The organism is Micromonospora sp. NPDC048986, assembly GCF_040649335.1.
In the GTDB taxonomy this organism is placed as follows: domain Bacteria; phylum Actinomycetota; class Actinomycetes; order Mycobacteriales; family Micromonosporaceae; genus Micromonospora; species Micromonospora alfalfae.
The window spans coordinates 340,893-359,388 of record NZ_JBEZFJ010000007.1 but is presented as its reverse complement, the minus strand read 5'-3'; the positions used below and the strand labels follow the sequence as shown (position 1 = coordinate 359,388).

General features: G+C 72.8%; 16 protein-coding genes and 1 riboswitch. Of the genes, 6 read left to right on the top strand and 10 right to left on the bottom strand.

From position 1 onward, the window contains the following. Window positions 1-238: 238 nt before the first annotated feature. Entirely contained in the window at window positions 239-1,162 is a 924-nt protein-coding gene (locus tag AB0B94_RS17400; RefSeq protein WP_357280014.1) for a hypothetical protein, read from the top strand. Window positions 1,163-1,310: 148 nt separating this feature from the next. After that, window positions 1,311-1,820, top strand: coding sequence for a GNAT family N-acetyltransferase (locus tag AB0B94_RS17395; RefSeq protein WP_357280009.1), 510 nt, complete (start codon window positions 1,311-1,313; stop codon window positions 1,818-1,820). A gap of 52 nt (window positions 1,821-1,872) precedes the next feature. Here AB0B94_RS17395 and AB0B94_RS17390 read toward each other — a convergent pair whose 3' ends face one another. The 8 genes from AB0B94_RS17390 to AB0B94_RS17355 form a co-directional block, all read right to left on the bottom strand. Continuing rightward, entirely contained in the window at window positions 1,873-2,805 is a 933-nt protein-coding gene (locus tag AB0B94_RS17390) for a superoxide dismutase (RefSeq protein ID WP_357280005.1), read from the bottom strand. Window positions 2,806-2,898: 93 nt separating this feature from the next. Further along, complete coding sequence (locus tag AB0B94_RS17385) at window positions 2,899-5,112, bottom strand: AAA family ATPase (RefSeq protein WP_357280000.1); 2,214 nt, start codon at window positions 5,110-5,112, stop codon at window positions 2,899-2,901. 36 nt (window positions 5,113-5,148) lie between these two features. Beyond that, the gene (locus AB0B94_RS17380; protein ID WP_357279995.1) at window positions 5,149-5,649 is read right to left on the bottom strand and encodes a hypothetical protein; all 501 of its coding nucleotides are present in this window, start codon (window positions 5,647-5,649) and stop codon (window positions 5,149-5,151) included. Between the two features lie 38 nt (window positions 5,650-5,687). Next, a complete protein-coding gene (locus tag AB0B94_RS17375; RefSeq protein WP_357279992.1) occupies window positions 5,688-6,443 on the bottom strand; it encodes an ATP/GTP-binding protein in 756 nt (251 codons plus the stop codon). Next, window positions 6,421-6,909 carry a DUF742 domain-containing protein gene (locus tag AB0B94_RS17370; RefSeq protein ID WP_357279987.1) on the bottom strand — a complete coding sequence of 163 codons (489 nt, stop codon included), beginning with the start codon at window positions 6,907-6,909 and terminating at the stop codon, window positions 6,421-6,423. The genes AB0B94_RS17375 and AB0B94_RS17370 overlap by 23 nt, the downstream gene beginning before the upstream one ends. Then, window positions 6,906-7,379: a roadblock/LC7 domain-containing protein gene (locus tag AB0B94_RS17365; protein ID WP_238667027.1), complete on the bottom strand. Its 474-nt coding sequence runs from the start codon at window positions 7,377-7,379 to the stop codon at window positions 6,906-6,908. The genes AB0B94_RS17370 and AB0B94_RS17365 overlap by 4 nt, the downstream gene beginning before the upstream one ends. Next, the gene (locus AB0B94_RS17360) at window positions 7,376-9,994 is read right to left on the bottom strand and encodes a nitrate- and nitrite sensing domain-containing protein (RefSeq protein ID WP_357279979.1); all 2,619 of its coding nucleotides are present in this window, start codon (window positions 9,992-9,994) and stop codon (window positions 7,376-7,378) included. The genes AB0B94_RS17365 and AB0B94_RS17360 overlap by 4 nt, the downstream gene beginning before the upstream one ends. Further along, window positions 9,981-11,159 carry a hypothetical protein gene (locus AB0B94_RS17355; protein WP_357279975.1) on the bottom strand — a complete coding sequence of 393 codons (1,179 nt, stop codon included), beginning with the start codon at window positions 11,157-11,159 and terminating at the stop codon, window positions 9,981-9,983. The genes AB0B94_RS17360 and AB0B94_RS17355 overlap by 14 nt, the downstream gene beginning before the upstream one ends. A 372-nt stretch (window positions 11,160-11,531) precedes the next feature. Here AB0B94_RS17355 and AB0B94_RS17350 point away from each other — a divergent pair, with 372 nt between their 5' ends. Further along, window positions 11,532-14,396, top strand: a complete 2,865-nt coding sequence (locus AB0B94_RS17350) for an alpha/beta fold hydrolase (RefSeq protein WP_357279972.1) — start codon at window positions 11,532-11,534, stop codon at window positions 14,394-14,396. Beyond that, on the top strand, window positions 14,396-15,262 hold the full coding sequence (locus tag AB0B94_RS17345) for an ABC transporter permease subunit (RefSeq protein WP_357279966.1): 867 nt from the start codon (window positions 14,396-14,398) through the stop codon (window positions 15,260-15,262). The genes AB0B94_RS17350 and AB0B94_RS17345 overlap by 1 nt, the downstream gene beginning before the upstream one ends. On the opposite strand, the gene AB0B94_RS17340 is transcribed toward AB0B94_RS17345, so the two are convergent. Then, complete coding sequence (locus AB0B94_RS17340; protein ID WP_357279961.1) at window positions 15,252-15,854, bottom strand: DUF4232 domain-containing protein; 603 nt, start codon at window positions 15,852-15,854, stop codon at window positions 15,252-15,254. The genes AB0B94_RS17345 and AB0B94_RS17340 overlap by 11 nt on opposite strands. A gap of 268 nt (window positions 15,855-16,122) precedes the next feature. Here AB0B94_RS17340 and AB0B94_RS17335 point away from each other — a divergent pair, with 268 nt between their 5' ends. After that, on the top strand, window positions 16,123-16,578 hold the full coding sequence (locus AB0B94_RS17335; protein ID WP_357279958.1) for a DoxX family protein: 456 nt from the start codon (window positions 16,123-16,125) through the stop codon (window positions 16,576-16,578). Window positions 16,579-16,925: 347 nt separating this feature from the next. Here AB0B94_RS17335 and AB0B94_RS17330 read toward each other — a convergent pair whose 3' ends face one another. Beyond that, the gene (locus AB0B94_RS17330; RefSeq protein ID WP_238667020.1) at window positions 16,926-17,231 is read right to left on the bottom strand and encodes a metalloregulator ArsR/SmtB family transcription factor; all 306 of its coding nucleotides are present in this window, start codon (window positions 17,229-17,231) and stop codon (window positions 16,926-16,928) included. A 91-nt stretch (window positions 17,232-17,322) separates the two neighbouring features. Between AB0B94_RS17330 and AB0B94_RS17325 the strand changes: the two genes are divergently transcribed. Then, complete coding sequence (locus AB0B94_RS17325) at window positions 17,323-18,285, top strand: DMT family transporter (RefSeq protein ID WP_357279951.1); 963 nt, start codon at window positions 17,323-17,325, stop codon at window positions 18,283-18,285. A gap of 67 nt (window positions 18,286-18,352) precedes the next feature. Beyond that, a riboswitch (SAM riboswitch) is annotated at window positions 18,353-18,488 on the top strand. Window positions 18,489-18,496 lie beyond the last annotated feature (8 nt).

Sequence of the window (18,496 nt, the reverse complement as noted above, 5' to 3'; positions counted from 1 at the left end):
CCCCACCCCCACCCCCACCCCCACCCCCACTCCCACCCCGCCCCGCCGAGCACCAGCCCCCGCGATCTTGCACCTTGTGCGGCCGTTTCATAACTTTTGCGCGCCTTTGTCGGGGCACGAAGTGCAAGATCGCCGCGTCAGGCGGCGCAGCCGCATGCAGGCTTGCCAGGCGGGTAGGTGGGTAGGCGGGGGCGGGCCTGGGCGCTCGCGGCCTTGGGGTCCGGGGAGGGAGCGGGGTATGACGGCGAACCAGAGCGGTGGGGGACAGCGGGCCCGCCAGGAGGCCTCGACCTTCGACAGCGCTGACCCGACCGGTGTGCCGGGGCCGGCGCCGGTGATGCGGGTGCGCTCCGCGTCCGCGCCGGCCCCGGGCCGGCCGGTCAACGAGGATCTGGTCTTCCGGTTCGGCCCGCTGGTCGGTGTCCTGGACGGTGCGACGGTGCCGGACGGCTTCGACACCGGCTGCGTGCACGGGCCCGAGTGGTACGTCCGGCACCTGGCGGCCCGGATCGGCGTCGCCGAGGCGGTACGCCCGGCCGCCCGGCTCACCAGCAACCTGGCCGCGGCCATCCTCGCGGTGCGCGCCGACCACGGCGGGCAGTGCGACCTCGACCACCCGGGCACCCCGTCCAGCACCGTGTGCCTACTACGGGACTGCGGCGACCAGGTGGACTACCTGGTGCTCTGCGACAGCCCGCTCGTCCTCGACGTCGGCGGGCAGGTCAGCGTGGTCACCGACAACCGGCTGGACGCGGCGATGGCGGAGCTGCGGGAGACAGTGGCCGTCGTGCCGGCCGGCGCGGCGGACCCGGTCACCCGGTTCCGGCATGCCGTGAGCGTCCAGCGGGAGCGGATGAACCGCACCCACGGCTACTGGGTGGCGGCCTCCGACCCGGACGCGGCCTTCCACGCGGTCACCGGGACCGCGCCCCGGCATGGTCCGGGGGCGCTGCGGCGGGCGGCGCTGCTCAGTGACGGCGCGTCCAGCGCCGTGGAGCAGTTCGCGCTCACCGACTGGGCTGGTCTGCTCGACCTGCTCAGCGCCGACGGTCCGGGCGCGTTGATCGACCGGGTGCGGAACGCCGAGCGCGAGCACCCCGACCGACTGCGCCGACACAAGTCGACCGACGACGCCTCGGTGGTGTTCTGCGAGTTCGGGTAGGCGTTTGGGCCGTTGACACCCGGTCGGGTGACAACGGAGCGTGATGTGGAACACCCAATCCGCCCGACCGGCCGGTACCGCTGTCCGGACCGCCAGTGGATGGCCAATGGGGTGGACTTCGGCCGATGAGGGCGGCAGACTGCGGCACGTGGCGGGTGCGGTCCGGTTGGAGCCGGTGGACGAACGGAACCTGGAGCCGTTGCTCTCCGTAGCGGCTGCGGAGGCGGAGCCGGGTGATGTGATGCCCCCGGTCGAGGCACCCGCCGGCTGGTCGCTCGCCCGCCGCGAGGCGTTCCGCGAATTCCACCGGGCAAGCTTCGGCGGGCTGGACGGTCCGACCGGTTCGCAGATGTACGCCATCCTCGTCGGCGGCGAGGTGATGGGCATGGTCCGAATGACGCGCTGTGACGAGCCGCGCACTGTGGAGACCGGGATGTGGCTCGGCCGGTCGGCGCGCGGGCAGGGAATCGGCGCGGCCGCCCTACGGGAACTGCTGAACGCCGCCGCTCGGGCGGGCATGCGCGCTGTGGTGGCCGAGACGACCCCGGACAACATGGGCGCGGTGGCGGTCCTGCAGAAGTGTGGCGCGAAACTGCGCGAGGACGACGGCAAGGTACGCGCCGAGATCTGCCTCGATTCGACGCCGCCCGCCTTCTGAGCTGGCCGGCGAGGCCGGCGGCGACCACAGGGATCGCCGCCGACCGCCTGGGTCAGGCCGGCAGCCGAACGATGTCGTAGTCGGTGCTCGGCGTGGACTCGACGTCGAACCTGCCGTTCACCACGTACAACGCCGAGCCGAGCAGGTCGCCGGTGGCCGGCGACCGCAGCTGCGGTCCGGTGATCTCCCGCTGCACCACTCCGGCGGTGTAGCCGGCGTTCAGCCGGACCACGGCGACGACGTTGGTCAGGTTCCGGATCACGTAGAGGGTGTGACCGCGCAGCACCAGCCCGTCGGCGCGCTCCACCGAGTAGCCACCGAGGTCGACGAGTCGGCTCCCGCCGGTACGCGGGTCGACGCGCACCAACTGGCCGGACAGCATCTGCGCGACCAGCAGATCGCCGTCCGGCAGCGCCACGATCCCGTTGTGGTAGACGTCCGGAGTGGCGGCCGGGCCGCTGAGTTGCAGCACCCGGACGGCGGTGGGTGCCGGAAGTCGGCCACCTGGGCCGAGGGGCACCACGTAGAGCACCTGGCGTGCCGAATCCGTGAAGTAGACCGCCCGCTGGGTGATCACCAGGTCGTTGACGTAGCTGCCCGGCACATCGGTGAACTGGTAGTGGGCCAGCTTGGCACCGGTGTCGGCGTCGTACACGCTCGCGCCGCCGCCGGAGAAGTCGGCGGTCCAGAGCCGGCCGCGCGGGTCGAGCTTGATGCCCGCCTTGTCGGTGCCCGGTGTGCCGGGGATCAGCACCGAGCCGTGGCCGGTGCGTAAGTCGCCGCGCCACACCGCGCCATCCAGGATGGAACTCACGAACACGGTGGTGCCCCGACCGATCGTCAACCCCTCCGGGGTGAACCCGTTCGGCAGCGCGATCCGGGAGGGGAAGGGCTTCGCTGGATGAGCCGTCGCAGGTGCGCCGACCGAGACCAGTGTCGCCGCCGCCAGCAGGGGGACGAGGAGGAGTGAGAGCCGCTTACGCAAGGAACACCACCTGACGTCGCAGTGGATGACTCCACTGAGGAATGTGACGTACTGGGAACGCCCTGGGCGCGACGAAAGGTTGTGCTGGTGTGATCACTCCCGGTTGGCGGCGTACCGGGACAGCCAGGCGACCTGGGCCGGGTCCAGCGACGGTCGGACGCGGGCCCGTGCGGCCGACACGTGCTCGGCGGTGACAGTGGCGGCGGCGAGCGACTCCCGCATGGCGGCCAGCGCCGCCTCGCGGACCAGCGCCGCGCAGTCCGCGGCGGAGAAGCCGGTCAGCTCGTCGCCGAGGGCGGCCAGATCGACGTCGGGCGCCAACGGCACCTGCCGGGACGCGGCCCGCAGGATCTCCGCGCGGGCGGGCCCGTCCGGCGGTGGCACGTAGACCAGCCGCTCCAACCGGCCCGGCCGCAGCAGCGCGGGGTCGATCAGGTCCGGCCGGTTCGTCGCGCCGACCACCACCACGTTGCGCAGCGTCTCCACCCCGTCCAGCTCGGTGAGCAGGGCGGCGACCACCCGATCCGTGGTGCCACCGTCGGTGGCCTGGCCGCGGACCGGCGCCAGCGCGTCCACCTCGTCCAGGAAGATCAGCGTGGGGGCCGCCTCCCGGGCCCGGCGGAACAACTCACGGACCGCGCGTTCGCTCTCACCGACCCACTTGGAGAGCAGCTCCGCGCCCTTCACCGAGAGCACGTTGGCCCGCCCCGACCCGGCCAACGCGGTGACCAGGTAGGTCTTGCCGCAGCCCGGCGGCCCGTAGAGCAGCACGCCGCGCGGCGGCTGCACGCCGAGCCGGGCGAAGGTGTCCGGGTAGGTCAGCGGCCACAGCACCGACTCGGTAAGCGTCTGTTTGACCTCGTCCAGGCCACCCACGTCGTCCAGGGTCACCGAGGCCAGATCCAGTGTCGACGCCGCCATCGTGGTGGGCCGGACCACCTCCCGGGCGGCGGTGAAGTCGGCCATCGACACCGTCGGCGTCTCGGCGGACTTCTGCCGCAGCGCCGCGCGTACCCCGGCCTCCCGGACCAGTGCGGCCAGGTCCGCCGCGACGAACCCGGGGGTACGCGCGGCCACCTCGTCCAGCCGGACGTCGTCGGCCAACGGCACCTGCCGGGTCAGCACTGTGAGCTGTTCGCGGCGCAGCGCCTGATCCGGGAGTGGGACGCTGATCCGCAGCGACAGCAGGTCGGGCGCGCGCAGTACGGGGTCTACCGCCTCCGGTCGGGCGGTGGCGCAGACCACTGCGACTCCGGCGCGGATGCTCTCCGCGAGCACCTGACGGAACACCGTCGCCACCGGAGCGGGACCGTCAGCGGGTGCGAGCGCCTCGACGTCGGTGAACAGCAGTACGGCAGGTCCTTCGGCCCGGGCCGCCGCTGCCGCGACGCGCAACCGCTCGGCGGCGGCCTGACTGGCCAACGCGGCCACCTCCGGCGCCCAGAGCGGGTGAACACGGGCCCCGACCCGGGCGGCCACGGCCCGGACCAGCGCCGACTTCCCGGACCCTGCCGGGCCGACGAGCAGCACCCCCAACGAGATCGTGGTGCCGAGCCGACCCAGCACCTCCCGGTGGTGGAAGCCGAGGTCCAGCAGCTCGGTCAACTCCTCGGCCTGGGCCCGCAGCCCGGGTAGCTCGTCCACGTCGGGCGCGTCCTCCGCCGCAACAGCGTCGGCGCTCGTACCCGGCCGGGTCGACGCGGCGCCGACCGGGACGGGCCCGCCGTGGGTCGTCGCACCGTGCTCCCAGGCGACCGAAGTGCCCATGGTGACCAGCGCGCCGGCCGCCGGCTCGACAGTGACAACGCTGAGCAGCGTGCTGGTCCAGGCGAAACCGACAGTGTTGGCGAGGCTGCGTCGCGCCGCCTCGACCAGGCTGCGGACCGAGGCGTCCGGCAGCACGTCCTGCGGCAGCAGCGACACGTCGTCCCCGGCGGTGAGCACCTTGCCCAGCAGGGCGAGCCGGAGCATCTCCGGGCTGACCGCCGCGACGACCCCCACCGGCCCGGCCAGGACGACCCGGCTCGCCGGGACCAACGGCACCGGGCTCACCCGCACCTGACCGCCGTCGCGCAGACCCAGGTTGCCCAACGTCAGGTCGTCGGCGTACAGCAGGGCGCTGCTCGCGCCCGGCCCGGCCGCCGCCGCGATCCCGGCCGTCCCCCGGCGGCCGACGAGGCGGACCGGGTCGCCGGGGTGCAGCCCCAGCGCTGTCAGCGCCTCCGGGTGCAGGCGCACGATGCCCCGTCGGGCGTCCAGCGCCGCCGGCCGCAGGCTCGCCGTCAAGGTCAGGTCGGGTTGCGCCACTGCCCGACCGTAGCCGCCGGCAGCCAGCCCTGCCGGTCAGCGCCGCGGATCGAGCTCGTCCAACAGCGTCGGGTCGCTTCGGATCAGCTCGGCCAACCGGGCCGCCGGGTCCGGCGTCAACCCGTCCGGACCGGGAGCCCAGGCGGGCACCGTCCGACCGGAGAGCGGCCAGGCCGGCGGGGGTTCCACAGGCGTCGGCGGGGGAACCGGCCCGACCGTGACGGCCGGCCCGTCCCAGGAGACCCGCATCGGGTACGTCCGTCCGGCGTGCTCCACCTGCACGGTCACCGCCAGCCCGGGGTAGGCCCCGACGACCTGGCGGACCACCTCGGCCACCTCCTCGACCGGGCCCCATCCGGTGACCTCGCTCGGCGTCTCCACCCCCGCGTGCCGGCCCGACCGGGCGTTGCGGGTGTCGCCGCCGGGGCCGGGCGGGCTCGACGGTGCGGTGGTGTCGTCACGGTCGGCGGCCCGACGGCGCGACGCCTCCTCACGTCGGGCCAGCCGGGCCAGCGTCTCGTCCAGGTCGCCCCTCACCAGATCACCTCTTCCCGCCACGGCCGGAGCTGGTCGGCTCAGGCCCTCCTGTCCCGGGTAGCGCGGTCCAGCGCGCGGTCCAGGACGACCAGTAGTGCGTCCCGCACCGAGAGCCGGTCGCGGGCATCGAACTGCACCAGGGGTACATGATCACCGATGGCCAGCGCCCAACGGATCTCGCCGAGCTCCAGGGCCAGTCGCCCGTCGAACGCGTTGACTCCGACGACGAACGGCAGCCCGGCCCGTTCGAAGAAGTCGATGGCCGGGAAGCAGTCGTCCAGCCGGGCGCTGTCCACCACCACCAGCGCGCCGAGCGCTCCCCGGGCCAGGTCGTCCCACATGAAGCCGAACCGGGTCTGTCCCGGCGTGCCGAACAGGTAGAGCTTCAGGCTGCGGTCGATCGTCACGCAGCCGAAATCCATCGCCACCGTGGTGGTGGTCTTGGTGGACCGGGCACCCGGGTCGTCCACGCCGATCCCGGCGGTGGTCATCTCGGCCTCGGTGGTCAGGGGCGCGATCTCGGAGATCGCACCAACGGTGGTCGTCTTGCCCACCCCGAACCCACCCGCCACCAGAATCTTGACCGGAATCGGCGGTGCGGCCGGCTTCCCGGACTGAGGCATCGAGCCGGCACCGGACGAGGGCCGGTACGGAGGCGGCGCGGTCGGCGGCGGGCCGGCCCGCCCGACTATCGGCCCGGTGCCCGGGGACATGCCGTAACGGGCTGCGGCGCTGTTCGCGGCGACCCCGCCGAGCGGGGCGACCGGCCATTCAGGAGATCGCACGGAGTCCATCAATCACTCGCAGGATGAGATCGGGGTCGACAGCGTCGTCGGTGTCGGTCACGTGCACGTCCAGGTGCCCGGCGGCGCGTAGATCGCCGACCAGGACCCGCGTCACGCCGAAGTGCAGTCGGGCGCGGGCCGAGATCTCGGCCACCGAGATCGGCTCGGCGCAGAGCGCGATGATCGTCTGAAGTTCCGGTGCCAGCAGGGCGCCGGGTGGGCCGGCCCACCAGCCGCTGTCCATGCGGGCGGTCACCTGGGTCTCCAGCCCGATCGCCGGGTCGGCACCCGCAACCCGCCCGGAGGTGAGCACGAACGGACGGGGACCGGCCGGCTGGTCCCCGTCCGGCTCCGGCTCGGGCAGCGCCGGTGTCGCCGCCGGGCCCACCCCGGGCGGGGGTGACGTGCGCAGGTACGGCCGGATCCGAACCCTCGGGTCCGGGTCCGGGTCCTCGCCGGCGACGTCGGGGGTCACTGCTGAACGGCGTTCTTCAACTCGACGATCAGTCGCGGGGTCAGGGCGCCACCGGCCCGCCCGGCGAAGAGCGTCATCTCGTACGCGACGGTGCCCAGGTTCGCCGAACGGTCGGCGACCACCCCGAGCACGGAACCACTGCTGATCGCGCTGATCAGCAGGTAACCGTCGGCCATGTCGACGATGACCCGGTTCAGGCCGCCGAGGGCGTACCAACTGGCGGCCCCACCGGCGAGGCTGGTCATCCCGGACACGACGGCGGCCAACCGCTCCGCGTTGGATCGGTCCTTGATCGCCGACATGGCCATCAGCAGACCGTCCGAGGAGACCGCGATCGCCTCCAGGACCCCGGCGGTGCTGGACGTGAAGGAGTCCAGCAGCCAGTTGAACGTACGGGCCTCCGGGCTGAGGTCCCCATTGGCGCCGGGCTGACTCTGGTCGACATTGTCGTGCAGGAAGGGGCTGGTCACCGTGATGATCCTTCTTCGTTCCGGTGGTCGGGGCTGACTTCGCGGAGAGCGCGGGCGACGCCCGCCTCGAACTCGCTGATGAGGTCGCGTACCTCGGCCGGGTCACCGAGGTCGGTGCTGGGCGGTTGGCAGGCCGGGATGGCGGTGAGGTTCGCTCCCGGTACCCGTCGGCTCAACCTGGGCCGCTCCGGTGCGGCATCGGTCGAGCCACCACCACGCGGCACCGTGGGGCCGGCGCCTCCCGGGGTGCTGGGCAGGTCGACGGTCGTGCCCAAGTCCACCACGGCCGCCCCGGCGCCGGCCGACGGGTCGCTGGCCGTCCGTGTCGACGCGCCGTCGAGGCCCGGTGCCACGTGCAGCTCGGCGCGGCGTACACCGGCTTGGAAGGCCTCGACCAGCGCGCGGGCGGCAGCGGGGTCCGCGCCGGTGGCGTCCACCGGCCGGGTTGTCGGGGCGGCGGCGTGCAGCGTCGCCCCGGGCACCCGCTGCCGCACCCGTGGCCCGCCCGGCTTGCCCACCGGTTCCGGGCTCTGGGGTTCGGGAGCGGCCTGCTCCGGCTGGCCCCGACCGAACGCGTTCCAGGACGGGCCGGCGTCCAGGCTGAGGGTGGCCCGGCTCAGCAGGTCCGAGTCGAAGCGAGCCGGCGCGGCGACGGCCACCGCGCTGGGCCGCGCTTCGAGCTCGGGGCTGGGCGTCGCCGTCGTACGCCGGTCCCGATCCGGCACCGCGGCGCGGGCCACTGTGGCCCCGGCGCGGTCGGCGCGGCGCAGCACCAGCGACGTCGACGGGATCTCCAGCTGCGCGGTGACGCCTCCGCCGCCGGTGGCGGCGAGGGCGACCTGCCAGCCGTGTCGACGGGCCAACCGGCCCACCACGAAGAGACCGAGCACCTCGGTCGGGGCCAGGTCGAGCCGTTCCCGGCGGGTGAGCCGGGCGTTCTCCTCAGCCAGGCGTTGCTCGCTCATGCCGATGCCGTGGTCCACCACTGTGAGACGTGCCCCGAGGCCGGACGTCTCGGCGGCCACCAGCACCCGGGTGTGCGGCGGGGAGAAGGCTGTGGCGTTCTCCATCAGCTCGGCCAGCGCCAGGACGAGGTCACCGACCACCGCCGGGGCGGCCGAGACGCCCGCCGGAACCTGCACCTCCACCCGGGTGTAGTCCTCGATCTCGCCGAGCGCCAACCGGACCACGTCGGCCAGCGGCACCGGCGCTGTGTGCGCGTCGGCGCCGGCCGAGCCGGAGAGCACCACGAGGCTGCCGGCGTTGCGCCGCAACCGGCTGGAGATGTGGTCGAGCCGGTACAGGTGCTCCAGGCGGCCCGGGTCGGCCTCCTGCTGTTCCAGCCGGTCGATGAGCGCGATCTGCCGACCCACCAGGTTCTGCGTACGCCGTCCGACGTGGCCGAACATCTGCGCCACGTTGCGTCGGCCGGCGACCTGCCGTTCGACAAGTTGCGCAGCGGTGTTCTGCACCCGGTCGAAGGCCCGCGCCAGGTCGCCGATCTCGTCGTTGGCGCGGATGTCCACCGGCTCCAGCCGGACCGCTTGAGGTCTCTCCGCCTCGTCGTCGGTGACCCGGACCAGCTCCGCCTCGGCGACCCGGGCGACCCGGTCGGCCGAGCGGGTGAGTCGGGTCAGCGGTCGGGCCACCGTCCGCGCCACCGCCACGCTGAGCAGCACCACCAGCGTCAGGATCAACGCCGCGGCGGCACCGACCAGGTACGCGGCGGTCAGCGCGCGCCGCTGCTCGGCGGTCACCTCGGCGAGCACGTCGGCGACCAGCTTCTTCTCGACGAACTGACCGAGCCGGATCATCGTGCGGACGGCTGGGAAGAGCGCCTCCATCGGCACGTTGCGGACCGCGGCGGCCGGATCCCGGGCGCTCCTGACCAGGAAGTCGGGGCTGGTACGCGCGGCCACGGCGGCGTCGTTGAGCTGGGCCACCTTGAGCTGCTCGGGCGTGATCAGGCTACGGAAGCGCGAGTTGTCGACCATGAGCGCGGCGATGCACGCCACGTACCCGGCGGTGGTGTCCGGGGTGCCGATCGCCTTTACCAGCAGGCTCAGGGTGGCGCAGGTGCCCAGGCCCTCGTCGGAGCGGAGCAGCCCGTCGAGGGCGAGCACCTGACGGCCCGGCAACGTGTCGGTGTCCACCCCGACCACCAGCCGCAGCGACTCGATGATCCCCTTGTTGACCGGGCCGAACGTGTCCATGACCTGACCCGGGTTGGCGGCCCGGGCCAGGACGGCCGTGCGCAGCTCGACGAGGCTGGACACGCCGTCGAGGGCGTCGTCGACCTGGTCGGTCAGCGCGTCACTCCGCGCCGCCCGCAGGTCGGCCACCCGATCGTCCACGTCCGCGGACTTACGGACCAGCTCACTGCGTTCGACCCGGCCGAGCAGGAAGCCGACGGAGAGGATGCGTTCCTGCTGGAGGTCCTGAACCAGGCTGCCGACCCGGCTGGCGAGCCGGACCCGTTCGGCGGTGTCGCCGGCCCGCTGTGCCGCGGCGACCCGGTCGAGCATCACCGGCACGGCCAGGCCGACCATGCTGAGCAGCGGAATCACCACGAGCAGCGCGAGCTTGCCGCGGATCCGGAGCCTACCGAGCAGCATCGAACGCCCCCCACTGTGCGATCTCCGGGTCCCGGGCCGCGCCGACCGGTTGCAGCGCACGCGGCTCGTCGGCCGGCGGTTGCCACGGGTCGCGCTGCGGCGGGGTGTCGGGACTCTCCGCGTGGGTCGCGGCCAGGGCGGCCCGCCGTCGTGCCCGTCGACCGGCGGCGACCAGCAACGCGGCGAGCCAGCTCAGCAGGAGGACGGCGACGACACCCGCCCCGGCGGTCAGCCAGCGGTCCCCGTCGAGCCGATCGATGCGCTCGGCCAGCAGGGAGTCCAGCTCGGTGAGGATGACCGGCTGAAGTTGGCGGGCGGAGCGCTGCGAGCTGACCGCGGCGGCACTCAACTGGCCCGGGTCGACCACGCCGGTCTCCTTGTCCGGCAGGGAGTACCCGGCGAGCGCCTCCACCGAACGCTGGTAGGTGTCCAGCGGGGTCAGCACGTTCGCGCCGAGGTCGGTGCTCTCCGAACCGTCCACGGCCGAGCGCAGGTTGTCGACGAGGTCCGCGGCGGGGGCCAGGGCGGACACCCGCAGACCGGTCAGCTCCAGCAGGCCGCGCGGCTGCTCGGCGGCCGGCCGGCGGGAGACGAGCGTGGCCAGGTCGGCCAGCCGGCCGGCGCCAACCACGGCCTCGGGCAGTTCCTGGCCGGCGCTGTCCTGGAGGAAGAACGAGTCGGCCTCGGGATCACGGACCAGCCCGGAACTCTCCCGGACCTTCCGGTGCAGGGCCAGCAGCAGGTCGGAGACCTCACCGTACGCGGTGTAGGCGGCCTCGGGGTCGGTGGCGCTGCGGCCGCGCAGCGCCTCCAGCTTGGCCCGTACGCCGGCCCAACGTTCCTGGCTGAGCAGCTCCCCGCCGATGCGGGCGTCCACAGCGGCTACCTTCTCGACCGCCCCGTTCAACGCGTCCCGGGCGACAGGGCGACCGTTGACCGCGTTGGACTGGGCCTCCACCAGGGCGTCGGTGACCGCCGCCAGCGCGGTGAGGTACTGCACGCCGAGCCGTTCCCGGGCGGCGAGGTCCCGGTCGTCGGTGACCTGCCGCCAGTTCGACGTGACGAGCAGGCCCAGGGGTGCCAGCAGTGCTCCGATGAGCAGCAGGGGCAGCAGCCGGCCCAGCGTGGACGGCCGTCGACGGGCCCGCGGCGCGGGGGTTGTCATGTGTGTCTCCTCCGGCGTGGGGCGCTGATCGGCGCGGCGTCGGGCTGGCCGACAAGTCCCGTGCACCGGACCGGAAAACTAATCGAACCCCCGCCTGGTCAGACCTCACTCGGCGAGTCAGGTTCGCGTCACTTCGAGCCATGTCACCATTTGTCCGCGTTACCGCCACGCTCTGTGTCCGCTGTGGGTGTGACATGGAGGGATCGAGGTGGATATCCGCGGAAGATCGGAATTCACGGGATCCGAACTCAACTCGCTGTGCCGCGTCGGACGGTGCGCGCTCGCACCCCACCGCGCACCGATCGGAGCAACCGGACAGACGTACGGCGGATCTCAGCCAACGCTCAGGCTGCGGGCCGTACCGTGTGCCGCATGACATCGCCGTCGCCGGCCGCGTGGTTCCGGCGTGCCCTGCCCACCCGCCGCCGGGCGATCACCACCGCCGTGGTCGTCGTGCTGTTGGCCGCCGCCGTGACCTGGGCGGTGTGGCCACAGGGACCGGGCGTACGCACCGAGAGCGCGATGCTCACCGTCCGCTCCGGACCGTCCGGTGACCAACCGGTGGACCTGGACACCACCCTTTACCTGCCGGACGACGCCTCGTCCGATCGGAAGGTGCCGGCGGTGCTGCTGGCGCACGGGTTCGGCGGCACGAAGGAGTCGGTGCGCTCCGACGCGGAGGAGTTTGCCGGGCGCGGCTACGCGGTGCTCACCTGGACCGCGCGGGGTTTCGGTCGCAGCGGCGGTGAGATCCACCTGGACAACCCGGACTACGAGGTACGCGACGCTGAGCGCCTGCTGGACTGGCTGGCCACGCGGCCGGAGGTGCGCACCGACGCGGCCGGCGACCCGAAGGTCGGTGTGGTCGGCGGCTCGTACGGCGGTGGGTTGGCCCTGCTGTTGGCCGCCCAGGACCGTCGGGTCGACGCGATCGTACCCATGATCACTTGGAACGACCTGTCCCGCGCGTTCCTGCCGGAGAGCACCGGCGGAGCGCCGACCGAGGGCGTGTTCAAGAAGGGCTGGGCCGGTCTCTTCTTCGGCGGCGGCGGAAACGTGGGCTCCGGCCCTGCCGGGCTCTCCGGCGCGACCGCCGCCCAGCCACAGGGCGCACCGGCGTCGGCCGGCCCGCCCAGCCCCGGGCCGGGCGCCGGCCCCGGCACCGGTCCCGGTGGCGCCCCGGCCGGTGCCGCCGACCCGTCCTGCGGGCGGTTCGCCGCCGACGTGTGCGCCGCCTACCTGCGGATCGCCACCACCGGCCGCGCCGACCAGGCCGCCGTGGACCTGCTGCGCCGCTCCAGCCCGGCCGGCGTGCTGGACCGGATCAAGGCCCCCACCCTGTTGGTGCAGGGCGAGGCGGACACCCTCTTCCCGCTCGGTGAGGCGGACGCGAACGCGCGCGGCATCGCCGCCACCGGCACCCCGGTACGGGTCGCCTGGTTCACCGGCGGGCACGACGGTGGCAGCGGACCCCGGTCGGACTCCGACCGGGTGAAGTTCCTGACCGTCCAGTGGCTCGACCACTACGTCAAGGGTGAGGGCGACGCCCCAGGAGACGACTTCATCTGGTCGCGGATCGCCGGCTTCGACGCCCTCGACCGGGGCCTCGTCGCCACCGGGTTCCGCCGCGCCGACTACCCGGGCCTCACCGGCAACGCCCGCCGGGAGGTGACTGTCGCCGGCCCGGCACAGCCGATCGCGAACCCGCCGAACGGCAACCCGGCCGCCATCTCCTCCATCCCGTTCGCGGGCGGGCTCGCCTCGCTGCTGGACGGCGTGGCCGGTGACGTGCCCGGCCAGCACGCCCAGTTCGAGTCCACCCCGCTGACCGAGGCCGTGGACGTGGCCGGTTCGCCCACCGTCACAGTGCGGGCAGCGTCGCCGACCGGCGAGGCGGTGCTCTTCGTCAAGCTCTACGACGTCGACCCGGACGGGGCGGCCACCCTGCCGAACGGCCTGGTCGCCCCGATCCGACTCACCGGTCTTCCGCAGCAGGTGCAGGACGCCCGCCCGGTCACCGTGACGCTGCCCGGGATCGTCCGGCGGGTGGAGGCCGGGCACCGGCTGCGACTGGTGGTGGCCACCTCCGACCAGGCGTACACCACGCCGGCCACGCCGACCGTCTACACGGTGGCCGCGGACGGTGCGGTCAGCCTGCCCACCGTCAGCGGTGAGCCGATCCCCACCGCGGCGACGATCTGGCGCTGGGTGCTCGCCGGCCTGCTCGCCGCCATCGTGATCGGGCTCGTCGTGGTCGTCGCTCTGGTCCGCCGCCGGCACCGCCGCCAGGACCGGTCGGTGCACCCGGAGTACGCGGACACACCGCTGGCCGTGCGCGCGCTGCGCAAGGAGTACGCGGACGGCTTCGTCGCCGTGTCGAACGTGGACTTCGAGGTGCACCCCGGTCAGGTGGTGGGTCTGCTCGGGCCGAACGGCGCCGGCAAGACCACCACCCTGCGGGTGCTGATGGGGCTGACCCAGCCGACCGCCGGGGAGATCTACGTCTTCGGTCGTCGGCTGGTGCCCGGCTCACCGGTGCTGTCCCGGATCGGGGCGCTGGTGGAGGGGCCGGGCTTCCTGCCGCACCTGTCGGGTCTCGACAACCTGAAGGCGTACTGGCGGGCCACCGGGCGGCCGTGGGAGGACGCACAGTTCGACGCGGCGCTGGAGATCGCGGGGTTGGGTGACTCGGTGCACCGGAGGATTAAGAACTACAGCCACGGGATGCGTCAGCGGCTCGCCATCGCCCAGGCCATGCTCGGTCTTCCCGAACTGCTGGTGTTGGACGAGCCGACCGACGGGCTCGATCCGCCACAGATCGCCGAGATGCGCCGGGTGCTCCAGCGGTACGCCACCGACGGCCGGGCGGTGCTGGTCTCCAGCCACCTGCTGGCCGAGGTGGAGCAGACGTGCACGCACGCGGTGGTGGTGAACAAGGGCCGGATCGTGGCGTCCGGGCCGGTGGAGGAGATCGTGGGCGAGTCGCCGAGCGTGCTCTTCGACGTCACCGACCCGGTGGCGGCGCGGGCGGTGCTGGACCGGCTGCACGGGGTCCGTGTGTTGCCGGAGAGCGACGGCCAACTGGTGGTCGACACCAACGGCACGGCCCGCAGCGAGGTGGTGGCGGAGCTGGTGCGCGCCGGCATCGGAGTGGACCGGGTGGTGCCTCGGCGGCGCCTGGAGGACGCGTTCCTCGCCCTGGTGGGCGAGAACTCTCGGGGAAGCGGTGACCGGTGATGGCTGTTACTGACGCGGGTGAGGCCCGTGGCTACCGGCCGTCGGCCACCATGCCGTTCGTGGCGGAGTTCCGTCGGCAGGCATCCCGGCGGCGGACCCAGTTGGCGCTCGGGTTCATGGTGTTGCTGCCACTGATCATCCTGATCGCGTTCCAGTTCGACTCGGGCGGTGACGACGACAACGGTCGCAACGAGTTCGCCAGCCTGGTCGAGCTGGCCACCTCGGGCGGGCTCAACTTCACCCTGTTCTCGATCTTCGTGTCGGCGTCGTTTCTGCTGGTGGTGGTCGTCGCGCTGTTCTGCGGCGACACGGTGGCCAGCGAGGCGAGTTGGGGCAGCCTGCGGTACCTGCTGGCGATCCCGGTGCCCCGGGCGCGGTTGTTGACTGTGAAGCTGGTGGTGGCGCTCGCGTACTCGGGACTGGCCCTGCTGCTGTTGGCCGGCACCGCGTTGCTGGCCGGCACCCTGCGTTACGGCTGGTCGCCGCTGCGCAGCACCGTCGCCGCCGAGCTGGAACCCACCGAGGGGCTGCTGCGGTTGCTGGCCGTGCTGGGCTACCTGGCTGTCGTACTGCTGGTGGTGGCCGGCCTGGCGTTCCTGCTGTCGGTGACCACGGACGCCGCGCTGGGCGCGGTGGGTGGTGCGGTTCTGCTCTGGATCCTGTCCAGCATCCTGGACCAGATCACCGCCCTGGGGGCGCTGCGCGACTTCCTGCCCACCCACTTCAGCACCGCCTGGCTGGGTCTGCTGTCGACGCCGGTGCAGACCGACGATGTGGTGCGCGGCTGCATCTCGGCGATCAGTTACGCGACGCTGTTCTGGGGGTTGGCGTTCTGGCGGTTCACCCGCAAGGACATCACGTCGTAGCCTTCCTCCAGGCGCTGACGCCGATCCGACCGGTGTTGCCGAGGTCGATCGGCCCGTCCGGGTCGACCTCCTCGGCCGGCTGCCCGGCGGCGGGAGCCACAGTCAGGAACTCGCCGTTGGTGGCGACCACCGTCGAGTCGGTGACCAGGTTGCGCCAGAGCACCACGGCGGTGGCCCGCTCCCCGGCGGCGAGGGTGACCTGCCGGGGTGGTTGGTCGAAGCCCGAGGTGATCTCCTTGGCGCCGTTGACCACGCGCAGCATCACCGGCTCACGTTCCTCGTCGAACACGTGCAGCACCGGGTAGCCGTTGAGCTGGTAGGGGTGCTCGCCGCAGTTGACCAGCTCGATGCCGAGGGCGCGCAGGCCCGAGGCGGCGTCCCCGCCGGTCGCCCGGATCCGGACGCCGGTCGGCGGGCACTCGGCCGTCGGCTCGGTGCTGGCGGACGGGCCCGCTTCCGCCCTCGCCGCGGGGGGCGGCTGGCTCGGGTCTCCGGCCTGGCCGCGGTGGTCACGGGTGCAGCCGCCCAGCACGAGAGCCATCGCGACAGTCGCCGTGACGCGTCGCTGTGCTGCCGTGTCGCGGGAGATCATCTGTTGATCCTCGCTTACCTGCGCAACACACCACCGCCCCGGCCCCGGCCCCGCGGCTCTCTCTGCGCCGCCACACGAACTGGTGCGGAGCCTCTCCCGGTTTCCCTTTGGAGCTGAATCGTTTGTGGCATCACGGCGGAGGGTGCGGGCACCCCTGGTGCACACCGTTTTCAGGAGGGATTTTCCCACCAGCAAGGAACTTATGATTTTCGATGCCCGCGTACTTCGGGATCGATGGGACCCATTCACACTCCTCGATGGAGGTGCCATGAACGTCTCTCGGCTCGGCGGGCCGACCCTGTCCCTGTTCCGCATCGTGATCGGCCTGCTGTTCACGTTGCACGGGCTGTCCTCGGTGTTCGGGTTGTTCGGCGGCAACCCGATGACTGGTAAGGCGGTACCGCTCGGCACCTGGCCGGGCTGGTGGGCTGCCTTGATCCAACTGGTCTGCGGTGTACTGGTGCTGGTCGGGCTCTTCACCCGACCCGCCGCGCTGCTCGCCTCCGGCTCGATGGCGTACGCCTACTTCGTCGTGCACCAGCCGGACGCTCTGCTGCCGCTGCACAACGGAGGCGAGCGGGCAGCGCTCTTCTGCTGGGCGTTCCTGCTGGTCGCTGCTCTCGGTCCGGGTGCCTGGGCGCTCGACACGCTGCTCGCGCGTCGCCGCGACATTCAGTCCGCGCCGGTGGCGCCGATGGCCGAGAGCGGCTCGATCGTCGTCTGACCGCACCCGTACCGCGTCGCCGGGGCCTCGACGAGGCGGCTCCGGCGACGCGCCGGCCAGAGCTCGTCCCCGCAGTGCTCCGCGAGGGCCACGCGCCGGCTCCCGGCTGTGCGTCGCGCGCCGGCTCCCGGCTGTGGCTCGCTCCTGGCTCTGCGTCCGCGCGCCGGCTCCCGGCTCTGCGTCGCTCCCGGCTCTGCGTCGCTCCCGGCTCTGCGTCCGCGCGCCGGCTCCCGGCGCTGCGCTGATGCCGTAAACGATTCAGCTCCATAGCGTGCGCGAGTGGCAGGTCTTACCCGCCCCGCGGCCGTGACCGGCGGCGACGCGGCGTAGGGGCCGAAGCGGGAGCGTCAGGCAGGCGGGCGCTGGGTGAGGACCGCGTCCAGCAGGCCGGGGTAGAGCTTGTCCAGCTCGTCCCTGCGGAGCCGGACCAGTCGGCTGGTGCCGGCGGCCCGGGTCCGGGTCAGGCCCGCCTCGCGCAGCACCTTGAGGTGGTGGCTGCGGGTCGCCTTGGAGACGCCGAAGTCGAAGCTGCCGCAGGCGGCCTCGCCGCCCTCGGCGAGCGCCCGGACGATCTGCAGCCGCACGTCGTCGGCGAGTGCGGCCAGCACGTTGGTGACCGGGACGGCGGTCAGGTCGGGTTCGTGCGGCTCCATGTGACCAGTGTAACCCTTGTTCGACAATAATCGAACAACACTCTAATGTCGGTGTCGTTGGTTCGACGATACTCGAACATTGGAGTTGCTGATGCGATCCCGCGCCACCGCGTACCCACTGGTCGCCGTGCTCGGTTGGGGCGTGATGTTCCCGATCCTGGCCAGCGCGCTCAACCGGGTCGACCCGCTCAACCTGACCACAGCGCGCTACCTGCTGGCCGCCGTCGTCCTGGTCGCCATCCTGCTGCTCCGCGAGGGTGCCGGCGCGTTTCGGCACGGAGGCCGGGCGCTGGAGGTGGTGGTGCTTGGAGTGGTCGGCTTCGCGGGCTTCAACCTGCTCACCAACCTGGCGCTCGAACACGCGGCCCCGCAGCAGATCTCGCTCTTCGTGGCCACCACGCCGGTGATCACCCAACTCGTGCGCTGGGCTCGCGACGGCGTACGCCCAAAGCCGCTGCTGCTGGCCCTCTCCCTGGTGGCGCTCCTCGGAGTCGGCCTGGTGATCACCCGCGGCAGCCTGGCCGGGCTGGGCCAGTTCGGTCTCGGCGGGCTGATGATGATCGGCGCGGTGCTGGGCTGGGGCATCTACACCCACGGTGCCAGCCGGTTCGGCGAATGGTCCCCGCTGCGCTTCACCACCCTCACCGCGCTCGCTGGCACTGCCGCCATGCTCGCCCTGAGCATCGGCGCCGACGCCGTCGGCTGGCAGCACGCGCCGGCCGCCGCCGACCTCGCGGCGGTCGCCCCGCAGTTGGCGTACGCCGTGCTGGTGGGCGCGGTGATCGCGGTCCTGGCCTGGAACACCGGCGTGCAGCGACTCGGCGCCGCCAACGCCGCGCTGTTCATGAACCTGGTCCCGGTGACCACCTTCGCTGTGCAGATCGCCCGCGGCTACCGCCCGGAGCCCGTCGAACTGGTCGGGGCGGCCATCACGATCGCCGCACTGATCGCCGCGAACCTCGCTGCCCGGCCCCGGACCACGCCGCTGCCCCGCCCGAGCGCTGTGACGGACCCGATCGCGGTGACCGACCCCGTGGCCGTGAGCGGCCGCTGACCCACTTCCTGGGATCTGCCCTGGAGGCCGGGCCCAGCTTTGCCTAGACTCGACCCCACAACTGAATACCTCATCCAGAGGGGCTGAGGGATACGGCCCGACGACGCCCCGGCAACCACCCCGCGCGCTCACCGCTGAGCGACCCGCGGGGCAGGTGCCAATTCCGTCCCCGCCGCACCGTGCGATGCGGGGAAAGATGAGAGGACTCTCG

Bases quoted from the DNA above. Each gene is read 5' to 3' on its own strand.
- AB0B94_RS17400 (WP_357280014.1), top strand. From the start codon at position 239: ATGACGGCGAACCAGAGCGGTGGGGGACAGCGGGCCCGCCAGGAGGCC.
- AB0B94_RS17375 (WP_357279992.1), bottom strand. From the start codon at position 6,443: ATGGACTCCGTGCGATCTCCTGAATGGCCGGTCGCCCCGCTCGGCGGG.
- AB0B94_RS17360 (WP_357279979.1), bottom strand. From the start codon at position 9,994: ATGCTGCTCGGTAGGCTCCGGATCCGCGGCAAGCTCGCGCTGCTCGTG.
- AB0B94_RS17355 (WP_357279975.1), bottom strand. From the start codon at position 11,159: ATGACAACCCCCGCGCCGCGGGCCCGTCGACGGCCGTCCACGCTGGGC.
- AB0B94_RS17350 (WP_357279972.1), top strand. From the start codon at position 11,532: ATGACATCGCCGTCGCCGGCCGCGTGGTTCCGGCGTGCCCTGCCCACC.
- AB0B94_RS17345 (WP_357279966.1), top strand. From the start codon at position 14,396: ATGGCTGTTACTGACGCGGGTGAGGCCCGTGGCTACCGGCCGTCGGCC.
- AB0B94_RS17340 (WP_357279961.1), bottom strand. From the start codon at position 15,854: ATGATCTCCCGCGACACGGCAGCACAGCGACGCGTCACGGCGACTGTC.
- AB0B94_RS17335 (WP_357279958.1), top strand. From the start codon at position 16,123: ATGAACGTCTCTCGGCTCGGCGGGCCGACCCTGTCCCTGTTCCGCATC.
- AB0B94_RS17330 (WP_238667020.1), bottom strand. From the start codon at position 17,231: ATGGAGCCGCACGAACCCGACCTGACCGCCGTCCCGGTCACCAACGTG.
- AB0B94_RS17325 (WP_357279951.1), top strand. From the start codon at position 17,323: ATGCGATCCCGCGCCACCGCGTACCCACTGGTCGCCGTGCTCGGTTGG.